Below are 19,263 nucleotides of genomic sequence, written 5' to 3'. Positions count from 1 at the left end.
CCAAGTAGCGACTATGTTGCCGCAGCAGCCATCGATTCGAGCTCTTCGTCGTAATATTCTTCCTCTTCCGCAAGCTCAAAGTCTTGGCCCCGCTCCATCAGGCGAATCACGCCGTAGCCTGCGGCGGATAGCAGCAGTAATACAAAGCTGGACATCAGGAGTTCGGGCACCGCCGCAGCGAGCAATCCCCGCATGGAGTAGTACAGCGGGAAGGCTGCGATAAACACCTTTTCGGTGCCGAACGTGGCGGCCACCACCGCGGTTTGCAGCAGCATCGTGGCCAAGAGCACTCCCCTGCCGATCTTTTCGCCGAAGAGGGCGAGCATGGCGCGGCCAAGGAAGGCACCCGCAATGGCGGTGAGCACAATCACACCGCTTTGGGCGACCAGCATCTTGCCGGTACTGCCAAAGGCAAGGAGCAGGATGGCACCGATGGCGGCGATGGTGCCCACGGCGAGCACGGGGGTCCATAGGCCGCTATTGGGGCGGGCCACCAGCCACAAGGCGGAGGCAGCCATCATGACAAAGATCCCGATCACCAAGCCCACGCTGCCCAGGCCTCGCACGGTGGATTGGGATTGCTCCTTCCCCATATCGGGCGTGCCAGCTGCGGCAACACCTGTGGGCAGGGTTTGCTGCACGGCCTGCACCTTGGTCTTGTTTTGGTCGGCCATGCCCTTGATGCGGTCCGCGCCTTCTTTCAGCTCGCCGGTGGCGCCATTGATCTGGGTGGCACCGTCGCGCAATTCCACCAGCCCGGTGCTTAGGCGCTTGGAGGCATCGGTCGCGGTAAATACACCGTCGTGGAAGGCGCCGCCGGGTTTGGACAATTGATCGGCGAGCTCGCGCGAGCCGCTGCGCAATTGATTCAGTTGATCCGCCGTCTCACCATCGAACTTGATACCGTTCAATTGTGTGCGAAGCTCTCCGAGTTTTACCCGCATATCCTTAGCGTCCTGCATGGGATACTTACCCAATTGCTTATCTGCCTCATCGATAAATGCAAGGAGCTGCCCCTGCATGGCGGCGAGCCCTTGAATCTGCTCTACGGCAAGCTGCACGCCGTCGGCAACCTTGGTGGCGCCATCACCAAGTTGACCCGTGGCGGCCTGAAGTTCGGTCATGCCACTGGCGAGCTGTTGGCTGGCGTCGGCGGCTTGCTTCGCGCCGTCGGAAAGCTGCGTGGTGGCGTCGTTGAGTTTGCCGGAGCCGTCGGCAAGTTCGTTGGTGCCCGTGACCAAGAACCCCGCTTGGGTGGTGGCCTCACCTGCCGCGCGTCGCGTATCCACGAGCTCCTGGGGGCTCTGTGCGGCGGTGGTAATAGGCTGCCCCTCGGCCTGCTCGCTAGGCTGTGTTTCTGCTGGGCTGGGGGCGGATGCTGACCAGATCATTCCAATTACTACAGGAATAACTAAGAGGAAGGCGAGTAAGAATGGGCGGATACGGCTTCGCATGAGTACAAAAGTATAGTAGAAATACTAGGTTTTGGGGGACGCGAGATCACTGCTGGTAACCTATATACATCTTTTTGTACCCACTGAACTCAGGTGTGATGTCTTCGTGACCCTCATTACTGTCCTTATACTTGCGGCGATCGCATTCGCGATCTCGCCCTTGTTGGTCAAGGTGTCTGATCGGCGTTCGGGGTGGCCATTAGGCTTGCTGTATATCGTGGCCGCCGCGCTGCTAGCTCGGGAGGTTATGGCGCGCGGCCCCAATCTGAGTGTTCGCACCCCGTGGGTCCCCAATTTTCTCGCCGCGGATACTTCGATGGATTTTGCACTTCGCGGCGACGGTTTAGGGTTATTCTTCGCTTTACTGGCATTGTCTATTGGTGCGGTCGTATTCATTTATTCTGCCGAATACTTGCATAATAAATCCGGTAATGGATCGTTTTATGTAATCATGACCGGCTTTATGTTATCTGTGCTCTTATTAGTGCTTTCAGATGACGTAATCCTGCTGTTTATTTCGTGGGAGCTAGTCTCCATTGCTTCATTTCTGCTTATCGCCCGCGCGGGTTCCGGCGGGCAGGCCGGCGCCGTGCGCACATTGATCCTCACCTTTACTGGGGGGTTGACGCTCCTGGTGGCGGTGGCGATCATGGCCACGCAGGCCGGCACCACGAACCTGACGGAAATCCTGCAGGCCCCGTTCTGGGCCGAGAAACCCACGCTCACGGCCTGGCTCGCGGTGCTGGTCGCAGTGTCCGGGTTTACCAAGGCCGCGCAATTGCCCTTCCATTTTTGGCTGCCTGAGGCGATGGCCGCCGCCACCCCGGTGAGCGCGTTCCTGCACGCGGCGGCCGTGGTAAAGGCGGGCATTTACCTGCTGATGCGCTTTTCCGCGGTGTTCCATGACGTATACGTGTGGAACGTGCTGCTGATTGTTACCGGCATGGCCACCGCCGTGATGGCGGCGTTTTTTGCTATCCAGAAAACGGATTTAAAGAAACTGACGGCGTATTCCACGGTGAGTCAGCTTGGTTGGATCGTTGCCACGATCGGCGTCGGCACGCATGTTGCGCTGGCTGCGGCGTTGGTGCATACGTTAGCGCACGCGCTGTTTAAGTCGAGCCTGTTTATGCTGATCGGCGTTATCGACCATCAAACGGGCTCCCGCGACGTCCGCCGCTTGGGCAAGCTGTATCACCGCATGCCGTGGACGTTTGGCAGCGTGCTGATCGGCGCGCTTTCCATGGCGGCAATCCCGCCCACGCTGGGCTTTATTTCCAAGGAAAGCATGCTGGAGGCGTTTACGCATGCGCCGCTGGGTAGTACCGGGGTGATCCTGCTGATGGTCGCCGCTGGCATTGGCGCGCTGTTTACCATGAGCTATTCCGCACGCTTGGTGCTGGGCGCGTTTGTGGACGGCCCGCGCGATATGTCCCAGGTCAAGGAGGCGCCGGTGTTGCTGTGGCTGCCCGCCGCCTTGCCCGGCGTGTTGTCCCTGCCGCTCGCCTTTACCGTGGGCGCTTTGGATGCCCCGATTACGGAGATTTCCGGTGCGCATGTGCATTTGGCGTTGTGGCACGGCGTGAGCTTGCCGCTGGTGGTTTCGTTGGTGGTAATGGCGGTGGGCGTGCTGGCCATTGTGGCGCGCCGCACCCTGCTGCCGCTTATCGACGGCCGCGAACTCCTCCCCTTCAACGGAAACTCACTGTTGCACCGCATCACCGAAGGCGCTCGGCGCTGGGGCATCTGGATGGGCCGCATGGCGGATTCCTATAGCCCGGCCCGGCACCTGACTTACCCGATCCTGGTGATTCTGGCGCTGGCGTATGTGACGCTGATTTTCCCCGGCGTGGATGGGGTTTCCCCGGCGCCGCGCGTGCCGGGAACGGACCGCCCGCTGGACCTCTTGCCGCTGCTGATCGTGGTCGGAAGCGTGTTCGGTATGACGCGGGCGCGCAACCGGCTAAGCGGCGTAATCCTGCTGGGCACCACGGGCGTGGGCGTGACGTTGCAGATCCTGATCTTGGGCGCGCCGGACGTGGCCCTGACGCAATTCTTGGTGGAGATCCTGGTGGTGGTGATCATGATGATGGTGATCCGCCAGCAGCCCACGAACTTCCACGAGATCGCGCCGAAGCGGGCGCTGTCCGCCGGTGTGTTGGCGGTGCTTACCGGCGTGGCCACCTTCGCCGCGGTGTGGGAGCTGCTGGGCCGGCACGAGCGTCCGGAGATCGCCATGTGGTACTTGGAGGAGGCGCCGGGCATTTCGGGCGGGGCCAATGTGGTGAACACCATCCTGGTGGAGTTCCGTGCGCTGGATACCCTGGGCGAGCTTTCGGTGCTGGGCATGGCCGGCGTGGTCATCGCCGCGGTGGTGGGCAGCATCCCGCGGCACCCGTTCCATAAGGGCACGCACCCCGCCCCGTTTGGGGCATCCCAGCTAAACACTGTGCCCATGAAGGTGCTGATCAAATGGCTGATCCCGGTGCTGGGCCTGCTCAGCTTCCTGATCTTTATGCGCGGCCATAATTCGCCGGGCGGCGGCTTTATCGCGGCGCTCGTGGCGGGCGGGGCGTTTATGCTTTCCTACCTGGCGCGCGGCCGCGACGAGGCGACGGTAAAGCCCAATACGCCTTATTTGCTCACCGGCATTGGCGTGCTCACCGCGGTGTTTGCGGGCGTTTTGGGGTATTTGCACGATTCGTTCTTGGCGCCGATCCACGGGCACGTGTTGGGTGAACACCTGACCACGTCCATGATTTTCGATGTCGGCGTGTTCTTGGCGGTGTTGGGCATGCTTACCGTGGCAATCAACCACCTGGGCGGTTACCTGCGCCCCGGCACGGATACCGAGCTGTTGCCGTTTACGCGCGGCGGGGATCATCCGCTGCAGCATCACCCGCCGATCGAAGTGACCGACGAGGACGACCCGGATTGGCCGGAGGCTCGTTCCGCCACTTGGGATCTTTCCACTACCTCTACCTCTGGGAAGGAAGAGTTGTGATAATCGCTTTGACGATCGCCACCCTGATGGGCGGCGGCGTGTACCTGATCATGCAGCGCGGCATGGTGCGCATTGTGCTGGGCATGGGGTTGATTAGCCACGCGGCGAACCTATTGATCCTCACGGCGGGCATCGGCGCGTGGCGCGGCCAACCGTTCGAGGGCACGCCGCTGGCTGAGGCGGCGGATCCGCTGCCGCAGGCCTTTGTGCTTACCGCCATCGTGATCACCATGGCCACCACCGCGTTTATGCTGGCCCTGGCCGCGCTCGGGCGTTCCGACGATACCCGTAGCTGGGAGGATCCGGACGAGCTTTCCCCCTTGGAAACCCTGGGCCGGGGTGCCTCGCACCTTGATCCGGAATCGCCGCGCACCGCGCGCGTATTAGAACGCACGTCCGCCGCCGAGGCCGAGGAAGGCGATCACTGATGCAGGCACTGCTTCCCTTGTTTGTGGCGGTGCCATTGGCCGCCGCCGCCGTGGCCGTGATTTCCCCGTGGCGCGTGCTGCGCGACGCCTTGCACTTTGTAATTCCGCTGCTTGGCGTGATCGCCGGCGGATTCCTGCTGCAGGAAACGCTTGCAGAAGGCACCATCGCCCACAACGTGGGCCTCTTCCCAGGCGGGATTTCCATCCCGTTTGCCGCAGATGCGTTTTCCGCGGTGATGATTATTACCACCAGCATCGTCGCGGTGGCCGCGAACTGGTTTGCCACCTTGGCGGATGAGACCCGCGCGCGCTTTTACCCAGCATTGGCGTTGATGCTTACCGCCGGTGTGAACGGCGCTTTGCTTACCGCCGATTTGTTCAACCTCTTCGTGTTTATTGAGGTCATGCTGCTGCCCTCCTACGGCCTGATGGCCATGACGGGCACGTGGTCCCGCCTCGCCAGCGGCCGCACATTTGTGCTGGTGAACCTGACCACCTCCACGGTGCTGCTTATCGGCGTGGTGCTGGTGTACGGCGTGATCGGCACGGTAAATATCGCCGCGCTTGCGAGCCAGGCCGCCGGCAATGGCCCGGTCACCGTCACCATGGGTTTGGTGGTGATCGCGCTGTGCGTCAAGGCTGGCGTGTTCCCGGTGCATACCTGGCTGCCGCGCACCTATCCCGGCACCTCGGCCGCAGTAATGGGGCTGTTTTCCGGCCTGCACACCAAGGTCGCCGTGTATGCGCTGTTCCGCATGTATGTTGTGATCTTCGATATGGATACCCGCTGGGCAACGCTAATCCTCGTGGTGATGATCGTGTCCATGATCGTCGGCGGTTTCGCCGGTTTGGGCGAACATACGATCCGCCGGGTGATCGCCTACCAAATGGTGAACGGCATGCCGTTTATCCTGGTCACCCTCGCCTTCCTGGGTGGCGACCCAAAGCATTCCCTCGCCGCCGGCATGTTCTATATGTTGCACCATATGATCACCGTGGGTTCGCTGGTGCTTACCGCGGGCGCGATCGAGGAAACCTACGGCACCGGCCGGTTGGCCCGCCTGTCCGGCTTGGCTCGCCGCGATCCGTGGATTGCGGCGGTGTTTGTCATGGGCGCGTTTTCCGTGGTCGGTTTCCCGCCGTTTTCGGGCCTGTGGGGCAAGGTGTTTGTGGTTTCCGCGATTGCGCGGGAGGCGACTTGGCAGTCCTGGCTGGCCATCGCCGTGATTGTGGTTGCTAGCTGCGGCGCTTTGTTGTCCATGTTGCGCGTGTGGCGGCTGGCGTTTTGGGGCAAGCCCATGGAGAACGCCCCTAAGGATCTGGTGGTGCCCTTGTGGTTGGGCTTGCCGGGCGCTGCATTGGCGGTGCTGAGCGTGGCGATGTTTTTCTGCGCTGGCAGCGTTGTTTCCGTCACCCTTGACGCCGCTGCTGGGCTTCTCGACGTCCCGAGCTACACGTCCGCTGTCCTCGGCGACGTTTCCGAAGCGATTGGAGTTCCCCGATGATCCATGCAGTGAAATACACCTCGTGGCTGCTTACCCAAGTGTTCGTCGGTGCCATGATTATTTGCCGCGATGTACTGCGCAGGCAAACCCGAATGTGCCCGATCGTGGTGGCGTACCCGTTGCGGGTGACCACGGATCGGGAGCTGATGTTGTTTTCCACCTCGGTGACCATGACCCCGGGCACGCTCTCCCTTGGCTTCCGCAATCCGGTGTCGGAGGGCGCACCGCGGGTGCTCTTGGTGCAGGCGGTCTATGGCGCGGATCCCGCCGAGGTGTTGGCGGGGCTGGCCGACATGGAGGAGCGCTTGGCCCCGCACGTTGCCGATATCGATCACGGTGCGCCGGGTCAGGGGGCTGGCAACCCCCTTCGCTCCACGTTTGTGGCGGGCCATTCGGACACGAATTACGGCCCGGTGAGCACCGATCCGCACCCCACTACCGCCGATGTTCGCGATTACCCGGAGGACCACTCATGAGTCTCTTTGCAATCATTATTTCCGCCTGCATGGCGGTTTCGGGCATTGCGCTGGTGGCGAACCTGCTTCTGATCCTCAAGGAGAAGCGCCTAACGAGCCGTTCGGTGTTGGCGGATATGGTGTTTTACACCATGGTGGCAACGTTCCTGCTGTGGGCGCTGCTGAATCCCACGTTTATCACCTATGAGGTGGCGGTATTGGCGGGTTTGATGGGTTTGATCACCACCATTTCCACCGCCCGTATCTTGTCGAAGGGACGCCGCTGATATGTCTATCGCTGAAGTCTTTGTGGCATTGATCGCCGTCTTCGCCACGGTTTTGATCGCCTTGACCACGGTTGCCATGTGGCGCGCCCCCGACGCACTGACCAGGGCGAATCTCATGGGGCCCACCACCGGCGTAGCCATTCCACTAATCCTTATCGCGCATTTGCTCAACGATTGGGCGACCGTGGGTTTTGACCCTAACAATTTAGTCCGCGCGATCTTCGCCATTATCGGCATGCTGGTCGTGGCGAGCGTGTCCAGTTTCTACATGGGTCGCGCCGTATATGGGGTCGGCGTTGAGGACAAACAAGCCGCAGAAGAGGAGCAAAAAGCGAACACCGCGCAATAGGTTCACCTCCCGTTAGCTACGACGCAACCGAATCCACGTGTATAACGGGTCCAGAGGCGTCGTCGTGTTGGAGGAATAATCAACGTGTCAAATAACTCGTACCTATTCGCGGTGGAACCGCTCGCAGACCCCACCGGCAGCCAGCGCCACCGGCTGGTTGCCCAGCAGGCTTACGATTCCCCCTTGCTATTCCTCCTGCTGTGCAGCGTATCCCCCACACAGGTTCCCACCAGGGTTTTCCCCAATGAGTCCGGTACCGAAAGCATCGCCATCCTTGCAGATTTCGCCGCCGGGCTCGCCCGCGCCAACGAGTTTATGCAGGCCTGCCTCAACCTCAACCAGCAGCACCAAGTCATCCCGCCCGCCGAGCTCGAAGCGATGGTCGCCCAGGTGCGCAATATCCTGCACCACCCCGATCTCGCCCGCTGCACCCATTTCCTCCTCGAAGCCGGCGAAATCCTCTTTATGGTGTGCGCCGACGGCAACCAAGCCGCCCGCCGCCTCCTAATCCAGGCCCAACAATCCCCCGAACGCGCAACCGAACGCCTCCGCACGATTTTCCTCGAACCATACACGCCCCCAACCTCGGAAGACACAAACGACGACGGCTTTTATATCCCCGATTTCGATCGCATGAGCGACGCCGAATACTTCGAATTCATCCGCGAGGACTTTGAAGACGCCGACGCCCTCCGGCCACCACCGGAAAAGCTCGAAAACCTCGGCTTCCGCGCCTTCAACTCCCCCGCTCACCTCGACGATTTCGACTACAAATCCTGACGCCGCCCTCGCCCCAAGACAGACCTACACCTCGCTGACCTTGATCAGGGCCTTGATGGCGCGCCGCTGCTGCATCGCCTGATAAGCCTCATCAATATGTTCGAGATCGGTGACGTAATCGAATACATCGCCGGGTGTGATATCGCCCCGCAAGGTGGCCTCCAGCAGCTCCGGCAGGTATTCCCGCACCGGTGCCGGGCCGCCGCGCATGCCAATGTTGCGTAAGAACGTACCTTCGGCATCGATCGGAGCATCGTGGGGCAGCCCCACTCGGCCCACGATGGCGCCGGGGCGGGCGATAGCAAAAGCGGTTTCCGTCGCGGTCTTGGAGCCTACGCATTCGAGCACCGCGTCCGCGCCAACGCCGTTCGTGAGTTCGAACAGTTCGGTCACGGCGTCGTCACCCCGCACGGTAATAAGGTCGGTTGCGCCCCATTTGCGCGCAAGCTCGTGGCGTGGTGCGTGGGTGCTACCGAGCACAATGATTCTCGACGCCCCGAGCAGCTTCGCTGCCAATACGCCGCTCAGACCCACCGCGCCGTCGCCAACCACCGCCACGGTGTGACCCGGTTTTACCTCCGCCGCAACGGCGGCGTGATAGCCGGTGCCCATGACATCGCTCAGGGTAAGCAATGAGGCAAGTTGCGCGTCATCGTACTTACCTTCGGGAACGGCAACGGCGGTGCCATCGGCCAGTGGAACGCGCAGGAATTCCGCCTGGCAGCCGAGTTCGCCGCCGCCGAAGAATCCGCCGTCCACGCATGCCGTTTGCACGCCGTTTTCGCAATGGGGGCAGGTGTTATCGCTGTAGGCAAAGGGCACGATCACCAGATCGCCGGTCTTCACAGAACGCACGGCGCTGCCGGTAGCTTCGACTACGCCGAGCGCTTCGTGGCCAATGCCGCTTTCGTCGTGGGGTGAGTCACCGTTGTAGTACCACAGGTCGCTACCGCAAACACAAGTTCGAACGATGCGCACGACGGCGTCGGTAGGCAGCTGAATCTCTGGCTTCGGGCGCTCCTCCACAGCAATCAAGCCGGGGCCCTTAAAAATCGCCGCTTTCATTACTCTTCTCCTTCTAGTGATGCTTTTAGTTCCCTCGCCGCAACCTGGGCTTGCGCCCCTAGTGCGTCGAGTTGTTGCTGGTCATCGTCGGAAAACGCGCGCCACCACGCAGTTTTAAGCTCGACATAACGCATCCGTAATTGCAGGGTGCGAAGCTCGCGAGCGAGCCGCGCGGCGTGTTCTTCGAGGATTACGATCTCGGCAGACGCATCCGCACGGCTAGCGTTGTCCAAATACTCGCGCATGGATTCGATCGGCAAACCGGTGGCGTTCAAACATGCGATGGTGTTGAGGTTAGCGAGGTCACTATCCGTGTAACGCCGGTGCCCGTTATACATACGGGTCGGTGGCGCGATAAGGCCGATCGATTCGTAATACCGCAGCGTACTGCTCGGCAACCCACACAGATCGGCCGCTTGCTGGATTGTGTACTTGGCTTGCTCGATCGTGTCCTCCATAAAACCCCAGCGTAGAAACTTAAAGCGCTTGAAGTCAACCGATTTGCAGCAGGTTAGGGCTTATAGCTCGATGGCGCTTCCATAGCATCGAGGATGTCTCGCGCCACCCAGATTTTCCGCCCGCCAGCGCCCGTGGCCCCTTTTTCTTGCAGCCAACCAAACTCGGGTGAAGCTGCTTTCACGATGAGGTTGCGGGCACCCTGGTTGGTAATTTCAAGCTTTTCTTCGACAGCCTTCACCGTCACGTACGGATTCTCCACCAAGAGGTCAGCCAAGCCGGCCATGCGTGGGTGTTCTAGCAGCGCACGGCCACGGTATTCCTCACGTATACCCTGCAAGCTTTCGTAACACTCATGCCGGTGCGATTCAAAGAATCCGCACAAATACAGCAGCGGTGCTTCGAGCCGTTGACGTTCACGCAAGAGAAGGTTAATGATCAGCCGCCCAATCCTGCCGTGGCGGACGGCATTATACCCGTTCGCCGTGCTGCGCGCCACCCTGTTGCCACTGAAACCCTGTGTGCCTGTGGATAGTTTCAAGTTATCCACAGGTTGGTGGGGTGTGTTTGGGAAAACCCTGGGTTTTGTGCCGCATTGGGGTTATCACTGGTGCTATGGGTTTGTTTCATCGTCGCACCAAACTGCTCGATACCTCTTTCGTGAACATCACTCGCCGGCTTGCGATGCCGCGTGGGTATTGTCGGGCTAGCCGGGAGGTGGAGTGGGGCTCGCGGTATCACCCGCAACGCCTGGGGTTTGCCGCCCCGATTATGCTGCGGGCTCGGGCGCATTTCACCCAAACCCCGAATGTCATTATCGGCGGCTGGGCCGCCGCAGCCTATGCCGGTTTGAAGTATTGGGTGGATGATGCCCACATCACCGTGCATGTGGCCAGTAATTTCCAACGCAGCCACAGCGTGTTCGACGCCACCCGCCGCAGACTGCGGCCGGGCACCAGGGTATGGACACCGGATCAGGAACTACCCGGCATGCAGGTCGTCGCCCCCGAATACGCGTTGGTGGATTGCTTGATTGATCTGCAGCGTGACCGCCACTCCTGGTGGGTCTACCAAGTACCCAACCTTGCTAACTGGGAAGTTCGCGCCATCCAGTTGATTGACGCGCTGCGCGCATGCACCACACTGAACTTTCAGCTGGTGCGTGACATCGCGCGGAATATTTTCAGCGCCCGCCAGCTGAAAAAACTGTTGAACCTGTCCCGCTCTGGTGCCCAGTCGCCTCCGGAAACTGTGTTGCGGTTGATTGCCGAGCAGCTGCGCCAACACCTGGAGGTGCAAATCCCGATCTATAACTCAGGTGCGCTAGTCGACGATGGCACACCCCTGCTCACCGTGCTTGATTCCGGCTGGCCAGATATCCGCGTCGGTTTGTTCTACGACGGAGCCCACCACCTTCAACGCAGCCAACGTGACTACGATGCCAAAGTGTTGATCCGGCTACGCGAACTCGGCTGGGAACCACTGCGTATCACCCACGGGCTGCTGCAAAAACCCCGCGACCTGATCACCACCCTGCGCCGCGCCATCCACCGCGCCGAAACCAACACCACACACGCGCCCAAAACATAAACGGCCGAAACCAAACGACTGAATCCTGACGCCGAACCCTAACGGCCGAATCCAAACGGCTGAAACCTCACGGCGAATTCTAGGGCCGATCATTCGCTGCACCCCACCTACCTCGGCTTTGTTCGCCGACCTGCCTTTGTTGCTGCGCGCCCGCCACACCCCACAACCGGCACGGTGAAGCCCAACACTGTTCGGTGACCCCCGAAACCCGGCACACCCCTGGCCTATTTTGTGCGCCGCGCCCGCCCGACCACTTCCGGCTGCCCGCAACACCCCGTAGCTGAAGCGCCCCTTGCCCGGCCACGTTACATCTGCCTGGCTGCTCTCCGGCTACGTACAATCTGCCTGGCTCCGCGGGATCTGCCTGATTTTTGGGCCGAGTTGTCCTGGGGAAATGCGGCCGCGACGAATCTGCCTCAGGCACATCTGACACGGCAGGCATCGCAGGCAGATCCGCACCACCACACCAGGTGATGTGGCGAGGTGGAGGCCGGAATCGGCCGAGGATTTTCCATGCTCAGGCAGATTCGACACGCCGGTCGGCGCGCGGCGGTGTTTCCGCAGGAACGCGAAACCGCCGTGTTACATCTGCCTCAGGCACATCTGCCACGGCAAGAAATGCAGGCAGATCCTCCACCCCAACAAAAGGCCGCTGGGGGCAACGCATTCTTATCCGCGATAGGTCACGGCCGACTCGAACACGTTGAAACGACATCGATCACCAACCACCGGAGCCCAGCCTCAGCAGCCATGTACAATCTGCCTGGCTGCGGTCCGGTCGCGTCACATTTGCCTGGCTCCGCCGGATCTGCCTGATTTTTGGGCCGAGTTTTCCTGGGGAAATGCGGCCGCGGCGAATCTGCCTCAGGCACATCTGTCGCGGGTGGAAATGCAGGCAGATCCGCACCACCACGCCAGGTGATGTGGCGAGTTGGGGGCCGGAATCGGCCCACAAACCCCGGTCAGGCAGATTCGACACGCCGGTCGTCGCGCGATGACGTTTCCGCAGGAACGCGAAACCGCCGTGTTATATCTGCCTCAGGCAGATCTGTCACGGCAGAAAATCAGGCACATCTGCCACGGCAGGTGGGGTCCGCGGATATGCAGGGCTATGCGGGATCGTATGCGACGTGCACTTTTTACGCGGTGAGGCCGTTTAGCCCAGCGACAATGCGATGCTCAATCAAGTGCTTCGTCATATATGGCGAAACAAAGTCCGCATTATTCGGGGTGGCACCTCAAACCTCGGTGGATAGCTCAAGTTCGCGGGGGATGTGCCGGGGTAAGTAATACACGAACGCCCATTTATCACCAGGTTTTTTGGTGGCGTATCCGAATTTGCTGTCACAGAACTTTGCCGCGTCCATCCCTCAGCCCTCCATTGCCGTCGTGGCCGAGTCTAACCAAAGCGGCCCCCAATTCCAACGAATCGGCCTTTTTGTTGGAATTGAGGGCCAGGGGTCCAACGCGAGTTGGAATTGATTCGCCCAATTCCAACAAATCGCGCTTTTAGTTGGAATTGAGGGCCAAGGGTCCAACGCGAGTTGGAATCGGGCTTGAGGGGTTTAACCGAGTACGGCCTCGCCGTCGAATTCGCCGCGCACTGCCTTGGAGTACGGACAGAACGCGTGTGCCTTGGCGACGAGGTCCGCTGCGTCGGCAAGCTGGTCCTGGTTTTCGAACACCACGGTGACCTTGCCGGAGATGCGGAAACCAACGCCGCTGGGGTCGCGGTTAAGGGAGGCGTCGGCGGTGACGGTGGGTTGATGCTTTGCGACGTCCACACCCGCATTCTTCATGATGAGCTGCAGCGCCCCATTAAAACAGGCCGCCCATGCAGCTGCGAAGAGGAGTTCTGGGTTGGCGGCCCCACCGGCACCGCCAAGCTCCTTGGGTGGGCGCACATCGAGCGCCAGATCGCCGCACGCGGATTCGACGCGCCCGTCGCGGCCACCGCCGGTTGAGGTAACAGTCGCGGTGTACAGAGTTTCTGCCATGGTGTTGGTCCTTTCCCTACACGTATTTAGGTTTCCGCCATTGTAATGGTGTTGGGAAGGCGGTGTTGTGCGTGGGTACCGCACTGGCAGCGACGGTGCGGATGTGCTAAGGGTTACTTCGCGGCGGTAAACAATTCGCGGACGCGCCCGCCGAGCCAGGGATCCACATTGGTCCAGTACTCGTACACGCGAGCCTCGATCTCCGAGTTCACGCCGGACATGGCGCGCGCAATATTTCCGGCGAGGCGTTCGCGCGCAGCGTCGTCAAGCACGTCGCGGACGAGCTGGCCTGCCTGGATAAAATCGTCGTCCTCGGGGTGCTGCACGTAGGCACCGCGGGTGAAATCGTTGCCGTGAGTATCCCACAGGCCCATATCGCCCGCCGTGCCAACGGTGACGGTATTGCCGGAATCGTTGAACCCGGCTTCGCGGCCGAAACCGTTGGGCGAGTAGACGGGTTCCGCGCCCCGGAATTGGTAGGTCATGGCGCCGTCGTGAGCGTAGGAGTTCACGGGGCAAACCGGCTGGTTGACCGGGATTTGCTCGTGGTTCGCGCCGATGCGGTAGCGGTGTGCGTCCGCGTAGGCGAAGCCACGGGCGATCAACATCTTGTCCGGGGAAAAGCCGATGCCGCGCACCAGGTTGGAGGGCGCGAAGGCGGCCTGTTCGATCTGGGCGAAGAAGTTCTCCGGGTTGCGGTTCAGCTCGAAGTAGCCGACCTTAACTAATGGGTAATCCTTATGAGACCAGGTCTTGGTCAGATCGAAGGGGTTCCAACGGTAGGTTTCGGCCTCGTCGAAGGGCATGATCTGCACGTAAACATCCCAGATTGGGAAATCGCCGCGTTCGATTGCGTCCCAGAGATCGGAGCGGGAAGAATCGGCGTTCGCGCCGGTGATGGCGGCGGCCTCTTCGTCGCTGTAGTACTCCCAACCCTGGCGGGTCTTGAAGTGGTATTTCACCCAGAAGCGTTCGCCGGCCTCATTGATCCACTGGTAGGTGTGGGAGCCGAAGCCGTCCATGTGGCGGAAGGTCTTCGGGATGCCGCGGTCACCCATGAGGTAGGTGACTTGGTGGGCGGTCTCGGGGCTGCGAGTCCAGAAATCCCACTGCATATTGGCATCGCGCAGGCCGGTGTGTGGCAGACGCTTTTGCGAATGGATGAAGTCGGGGAACTTGATGCCATCGCGGATAAAGAACACCGGGGTGTTATTACCAACGATGTCGTAGTTGCCCTCCGTGGTGTAGAACTTGCAGGCGAATCCGCGGACGTCGCGCCAGGAGTCGGGGCTGCCTTGCTCCCCGGCGACGGTGGAAAAGCGCACAAGCATGGGGGTAGTCACACCGGGCTGGAACAAGGCCGCGCAGGTGTATGCGGAAACATCCTCGGTGGTGTGCAATTCGCCGAACGCGCCAGAGCCTTTGGCGTGCACGACGCGCTCGGGCACGCGCTCGCGGTTGAAGTGGGCGAGCTTTTCTATCAGGTGGAAATCGTGAAGCGCAACGCTTCCTTGTTGACCTTGGGTTATGGAGTGATTTTCGCTGGCCACGGGAGCGCCGTTCAAACCTGTGGACGGACCGTGAGCCACCGGGCAAAGTCCGCGAGAACTTACGTCAGACATAGGTGGATCCTTTCAAATGGGCTGGTATCCATAGAATACAACTTATACGTAAACCTTGCAAGCTTTTTTATTATTTATAGGTGATTACTTATCAATCCAGTTACCTCCCCTGAACAGTGCAAATGCGCTATCGGGGCGAGCGTGAGGCGCCAGGCGGGAAAAAGACGCTGGTATTCTTTACCGTTGTGAATTCGTACTTGGAGCGGGACGACGCGCGCGTCACTGAACTGGCCATCAAGGCCGGGCGGGGAGACCGTGCGGCGCTCACCGAATTCATACAGGCGACCCAAACAGATGTTTGGAGGTTGCTGGCCCATTTGGGCGGCCGCGATATCGCGGATGACCTCACCCAAGAAACGTACCTGCGGGTGATCGGCGCGCTCCCCCGCTTTGCAGCGCGCTCTTCTGCGCGCACGTGGATCCTTTCGCTGGCGCGACGCGTGTGGGTGGACAATATCCGGCACGATCTCGCGCGCCCACGCAAGGCCGCGACCGAGTACGAAGACGCCCACGCCACCGCCGAAACCTCGAACGCGTGGACGGAATGGATCGACGCCCGAATGCTTATCGACCAGCTATCACCCGACCGGCGGGAAGCCCTGATCCTCACGCAAGTGCTCGGCTATACCTACGATGAGGCAGCCAAGATCGCCGGTGTCCGCGTGGGCACGATCCGCTCCCGGGTGGCGCGGGCGCGGGCGGACATCATCGCCGCCACCAGCGATAGGGAATAGCTATCTGGCCTGCCCCGCGCGGCGGCGCAGGATCACACCGGCCAGGACCAGGCCCGCCCCCACGGCCAGCACGCCAAAGATCCGAACCCCGGTGTATGCAAGCTGCTGGCGGCGCGCGGCATCCGCACCGTCCCCACCAGCACCACCACCCGCAGCGTCGTGCGACTGGGGCGGATACCCCGGACCGCTCGGCGCACCAGAGGAGCTAGACGAATCGACATCGATTTTTACGGCCACCCGCACGTCGTATTCCCACGCGCGACCGTCCACGCTGCCGCTCGGAATAGTCAGCAAAAAGGGCTGCACGTTCCAGGGAGAAGCGCCCCGGTCTTCCTCCGTCACCAAGTACAGGCCCACCGGTAGTTCGAAAAACCGTGCCTCGCCGGCGGCGTCGGTAGTCGCGGCGTCGATAAGGTCCTTCGTTTCGCCGACGGCTTCGGCAACGCTCATGGTGCGTGCGACGGCCCAGCCTTGCTCGGTGCCCAGGTCCACGCTTTTGATGCGTTTGATGCTAAAAAACGCTCCCGGCACCGGGCGCGGCCGCTCGCCCACACGTTTTATCAGCGTCAGCGTGCCGGTGCGCGTGGGGTCGATATCGGAAACCTCGAGGTGCATGGTGTTGCCCACCACGGTGTGGGAGTCGGCCCGCGCGAGGGCGCCTGGCCCGAATGCGGCGACCAGGATTGCGCACGCCGTGAGGTACTTAATTACCTTCATCATCGCTGTCGGCTTCTTCCCTTGGTTCCGCCCGGCGGCTGCGGCGGATCGCGCGGATCACCCACACGAGCATCAGCACCAGCACCAACGCGCACGCGCCGATCGCCGCCAGCATCCACCATTGCCAGGTCAGGCCGCCTTGTTCGTCCAGCAATTTCTCATCGGCCGGTTCCATGGGCACGCGGTGTCCGCGCACCAGCAGGCGGTGCGAGTTAATGCCGTAGGGGGTGCAGGTGATCAGGGTGACTAGGTCTTGGCCCTCCACAACCGCCAATTGGTCGATCTCGTTGGGCAGCACCACGTTCAGCTGGTCTACCTCGTATTTCAGCCGGTTGCCCAGCACGTTTAGGTAGATTGCGTCGCCGACCTTTACGTCGGTGAGGTTGTCAAAAAGCGTGGCATTGGTAAGCCCGGTGTGCCCGGTGAGCACGGAGTGCGTGGATTCGCCGCCCACCGGCAGGCTGGTGCCAAAGAGGTGCCCGACGCCTTTTTGCAGGGTTTTTTCGTCGCTGCCGTGGTAGACGGGGAGTTTTACTTTGGCGCTTGGCACGATGATTTGCGCCATCGCACCATTGGTTTTTAGTTGTTCCAGATAAGCTTGGTAGTCGCCGTTGTCTTCGGCTACTTGCGCGAGCCAGGGGTCGAGGATTGGCGTCCCGGCGTGTTCGGCGTTGTACCGCAGTGCCGCTTCGAACATTTCATTGCGGACTTCTTCGGGTTGTTCTTCGACGAACTTGGCGTATTCCTCGGTGACCAGCTGCTGCTGGATATTGTTCCATTGCGTGGCTATCACCGGGTAGAGCAGCACGCTCATGCCTAGGAGAATGATCAGTATGGGGAGCAGCAGTTGCCGCAGCCGAGGGCGCGTTGCGGTCGCGGGTTCCGCTTGCTCCTGGGGGTGGGGTTCCTCCATCACGTTCGCGTGCCGTGCCACTACTGATCCAACTCCTTGCTATGCGCGCATTGCGGGTTGCGGGGGATTGTGCGGCTCCCCGCCGAGCCCTGCCACGCTTATCGACGCCCGCGTGGCTCAGGCGTTGCAGCTACCCTTAGGCTTTGCGGTTCATGCGCTTTGCAGCCCAGAGACCTGCGCCGATGATTGCTGCACCGATGGCCATCAGGATGCCGATACCTGCGCCACCGGTGTTGGGCAGGAAGCTGGAGCTCTTGGTCACGTTGACCACTTCAGCGGTTTGGGTGATGCGATCGTTGTCCACCTGGACACCCGCGATGGTGACCGGGTCGGCGTTATCGAGGTCCTCTTCCTTGAAGTCGATGACGTGCATCTTCGGGGAGAGCTCGTAGCCTTCGGGAGCCTTGGTTTCCTTCAGGCAGTACTTGGCTTCTTCGCCGTTGGCGATGCTCTCATTGTTCAGCAGGTCGGTGACCTGGAGGCCCTTGATATTGATCAGGCCCTTGGTGCCGTCCTCGCCGGAGGTCCATTCGGACTTGCCGTTGATGGTGATCTTGTCGCCGAGCGGGGTGTCCTGGTCGGCGCAGCGGTACAGTTCGAACTTGGCGCCGTCGAGGGCGGCCTCGCCGGAGTTCGCCTTCTGCGGATCCGTCTTCAGAATGCGCAGGTTGCCCCAGCGGGACTTGACGGAGTTGGATTCCACCTCGGCGCGGTAGCCGGCGTCATTGGTGAAGGTCAGCACGGCGCGGTTGACGGCAACACCGTCGTTGACGTCGGTGCCATCGTTGCCCTTCGGATCGGGGGTGTCGGCTACGTCAACATCGGCCACCTCGGGGGTGTTGATGGTTGCGGGCAGGGTGACCTTGACCTTCTTGCCGCCGTTTTGCAGCAGCTTGTTAAAGCCTTCGGCGGTGAACACGATGCGAACCTGCGGCGTGTTCACGCCTTCCACGGTGTAGTCCACGCCGTTGGCCAGCTGCGCGCCTTCGATCTCCACGACCAGGTTGGCCAGGTTGGCGTCGGTGAAGGTGACTTCCTTGGGCAGGGTGTCAGAGATCTCGTAGCCGCGGATGGTCTGGCCGGGCTCCACGCGCGGAATGTCCGTGTTGATGGTGTACTTCAGCACGTCACCGGCGTTGTAGCCCTTGTTCTCTTGGTAGTCCTCGATCTTCTTGTCAATGCCCACGCTGCTGTTCTTGGGCACGGAGTGGATATCAAAGTTCCACTTGGAGCCGTCGGTGGGGTCCGTCATCGGCAGGAAGACCAGGTACGGTGCGGAGGGTGCGATCACGCCATTGATCTCTTCGCCGTTGACCTTGATGGTGGTCGGGTAGTCGGCGGCGGAGAGCTCTTCCACCAGGTACAAGCCCAGCGGCAGGTTATCGAACTTCGCTTCGCCAGCGCCATTGGTGGTCTTGGTCTGCGAGGAGCCTTCGTCCAGCGTGGCGTACTGGGCGAGGAATTCGCGCTTGTTCTCGGCCTTGGCGTATTCCTGAGCGAACTTATTGGCCTTGGCATAGCCCTCGTTCGAGTTCAGGTCGGTGTCCTCGGCGTTGCCATCGAGCTGGAAGCTGGTGACCTTATGGATCTGGAAGGGTACGCCTTCCACGGGGTCGCCCTTGGCGGAGGCCACGTCGGCCTGGGTGCCGGTCGGGTTCGTGCCATAGGACTCGGGGTTGAGGCGCTTATGGATGGTCAGCGAGCCGTGATCCTGGGTGATCGTGGACGCGTTCACATTGGACACCACTGGCAGCTGGGCCAGTGCGATGGGTGCGCCGATGACGCTGGAGGACAGGAGGAGGCCGGCAATTGCCGCATGTGCCACGAGGCGGGAAGTACGCATGATCGCATACCTTTCTGGAAAAAAGAGGGTGGGAGTGTTTATGAGGTTGTAGTGGGTCAGTGTC

General features: G+C 61.1%; 18 protein-coding genes. 9 read left to right on the top strand and 9 right to left on the bottom strand.

Going from position 1 to position 19,263, the window contains the following annotated elements:
• Positions 1–11: 11 nt before the first annotated feature.
• Entirely contained in the window at positions 12–1,391 is a 1,380-nt protein-coding gene (locus CCANI_RS00725; RefSeq protein WP_186750222.1) for an MFS transporter, read from the bottom strand.
• 169 nt (positions 1,392–1,560) lie between these two features.
• On the opposite strand from CCANI_RS00725, the gene CCANI_RS00720 reads away from it, so the two are divergent.
• The 7 genes from CCANI_RS00720 to CCANI_RS00690 all read left to right on the top strand — a co-directional run bounded on the left by CCANI_RS00720 (position 1,561) and on the right by CCANI_RS00690 (position 8,262).
• Positions 1,561–4,458 carry a DUF4040 family protein gene (locus CCANI_RS00720; RefSeq protein WP_146324228.1) on the top strand — a complete coding sequence of 966 codons (2,898 nt, stop codon included), beginning with the start codon at positions 1,561–1,563 and terminating at the stop codon, positions 4,456–4,458.
• On the top strand, positions 4,455–4,886 hold the full coding sequence (locus tag CCANI_RS00715; RefSeq protein ID WP_146324229.1) for a cation:proton antiporter subunit C: 432 nt from the start codon (positions 4,455–4,457) through the stop codon (positions 4,884–4,886). Before CCANI_RS00720 ends, CCANI_RS00715 begins: the two co-directional genes overlap by 4 nt.
• The gene (locus tag CCANI_RS00710; protein WP_146324230.1) at positions 4,886–6,391 is read left to right on the top strand and encodes a monovalent cation/H+ antiporter subunit D family protein; all 1,506 of its coding nucleotides are present in this window, start codon (positions 4,886–4,888) and stop codon (positions 6,389–6,391) included. The genes CCANI_RS00715 and CCANI_RS00710 overlap by 1 nt, the downstream gene beginning before the upstream one ends.
• Positions 6,388–6,867: a monovalent cation/H+ antiporter subunit E gene (locus CCANI_RS00705; RefSeq protein WP_146324231.1), complete on the top strand. Its 480-nt coding sequence runs from the start codon at positions 6,388–6,390 to the stop codon at positions 6,865–6,867. Before CCANI_RS00710 ends, CCANI_RS00705 begins: the two co-directional genes overlap by 4 nt.
• Positions 6,864–7,133, top strand: a complete 270-nt coding sequence (locus tag CCANI_RS00700; protein WP_146324232.1) for a cation:proton antiporter — start codon at positions 6,864–6,866, stop codon at positions 7,131–7,133. Before CCANI_RS00705 ends, CCANI_RS00700 begins: the two co-directional genes overlap by 4 nt.
• A 1-nt stretch (position 7,134) precedes the next feature.
• Positions 7,135–7,482: a Na+/H+ antiporter subunit G gene (locus tag CCANI_RS00695; RefSeq protein ID WP_146324233.1), complete on the top strand. Its 348-nt coding sequence runs from the start codon at positions 7,135–7,137 to the stop codon at positions 7,480–7,482.
• 84 nt (positions 7,483–7,566) lie between these two features.
• Positions 7,567–8,262 (top strand): DUF7822 domain-containing protein, encoded by a 696-nt coding sequence (locus CCANI_RS00690; RefSeq protein ID WP_146324234.1) that lies wholly within the window; start codon positions 7,567–7,569, stop codon positions 8,260–8,262.
• A gap of 24 nt (positions 8,263–8,286) precedes the next feature.
• Here CCANI_RS00690 and CCANI_RS00685 read toward each other — a convergent pair whose 3' ends face one another.
• Genes CCANI_RS00685 through CCANI_RS00675 form a run of 3 tightly spaced genes read right to left on the bottom strand, consistent with a single transcriptional unit; the run spans position 8,287 to position 10,282 of the window.
• Positions 8,287–9,327 (bottom strand): zinc-binding dehydrogenase, encoded by a 1,041-nt coding sequence (locus CCANI_RS00685; protein ID WP_146324235.1) that lies wholly within the window; start codon positions 9,325–9,327, stop codon positions 8,287–8,289.
• Positions 9,327–9,785 carry a MerR family transcriptional regulator gene (locus CCANI_RS00680; protein WP_146324236.1) on the bottom strand — a complete coding sequence of 153 codons (459 nt, stop codon included), beginning with the start codon at positions 9,783–9,785 and terminating at the stop codon, positions 9,327–9,329. Before CCANI_RS00680 ends, CCANI_RS00685 begins: the two co-directional genes overlap by 1 nt.
• A 53-nt stretch (positions 9,786–9,838) precedes the next feature.
• On the bottom strand, positions 9,839–10,282 hold the full coding sequence (locus CCANI_RS00675; protein ID WP_290211525.1) for a Fic family protein: 444 nt from the start codon (positions 10,280–10,282) through the stop codon (positions 9,839–9,841).
• A gap of 116 nt (positions 10,283–10,398) precedes the next feature.
• Between CCANI_RS00675 and CCANI_RS00670 the strand changes: the two genes are divergently transcribed.
• Positions 10,399–11,373, top strand: coding sequence for a putative endonuclease domain-containing protein (locus CCANI_RS00670; RefSeq protein WP_146324238.1), 975 nt, complete (start codon positions 10,399–10,401; stop codon positions 11,371–11,373).
• A gap of 1,565 nt (positions 11,374–12,938) precedes the next feature.
• Here the strand turns inward: CCANI_RS00670 and CCANI_RS00665 are convergent.
• Together CCANI_RS00665 and CCANI_RS00660 are read right to left on the bottom strand one after the other, a co-directional pair.
• Positions 12,939–13,370: an Ohr family peroxiredoxin gene (locus CCANI_RS00665; protein ID WP_146324239.1), complete on the bottom strand. Its 432-nt coding sequence runs from the start codon at positions 13,368–13,370 to the stop codon at positions 12,939–12,941.
• A 113-nt stretch (positions 13,371–13,483) separates the two neighbouring features.
• Positions 13,484–14,992 (bottom strand): catalase, encoded by a 1,509-nt coding sequence (locus tag CCANI_RS00660; protein ID WP_146324240.1) that lies wholly within the window; start codon positions 14,990–14,992, stop codon positions 13,484–13,486.
• Positions 14,993–15,177: 185 nt separating this feature from the next.
• On the opposite strand from CCANI_RS00660, the gene CCANI_RS00655 reads away from it, so the two are divergent.
• Positions 15,178–15,726, top strand: coding sequence for an RNA polymerase sigma factor (locus CCANI_RS00655; protein ID WP_246118207.1), 549 nt, complete (start codon positions 15,178–15,180; stop codon positions 15,724–15,726).
• Here the strand turns inward: CCANI_RS00655 and CCANI_RS00650 are convergent, their stop codons facing one another.
• The 3 genes from CCANI_RS00650 to CCANI_RS00640 form a co-directional block, all read right to left on the bottom strand.
• A complete protein-coding gene (locus tag CCANI_RS00650; protein ID WP_146324242.1) occupies positions 15,727–16,446 on the bottom strand; it encodes an isopeptide-forming domain-containing protein in 720 nt (239 codons plus the stop codon).
• A complete protein-coding gene (locus tag CCANI_RS00645) occupies positions 16,430–17,377 on the bottom strand; it encodes a class C sortase (protein WP_246118205.1) in 948 nt (315 codons plus the stop codon). Before CCANI_RS00645 ends, CCANI_RS00650 begins: the two co-directional genes overlap by 17 nt.
• Positions 17,378–17,492: 115 nt before the next feature.
• A complete protein-coding gene (locus tag CCANI_RS00640) occupies positions 17,493–19,199 on the bottom strand; it encodes a SpaH/EbpB family LPXTG-anchored major pilin (protein ID WP_146324254.1) in 1,707 nt (568 codons plus the stop codon).
• Positions 19,200–19,263: the final 64 nt, after the last annotated feature.

Origin of the sequence: Corynebacterium canis (assembly GCF_030408595.1) — a bacterium.
GTDB classification, from domain to species: domain Bacteria; phylum Actinomycetota; class Actinomycetes; order Mycobacteriales; family Mycobacteriaceae; genus Corynebacterium; species Corynebacterium canis.
Note: the sequence above shows the minus strand (reverse complement) of the source record. Positions and strands in the feature narration are given on the sequence as shown.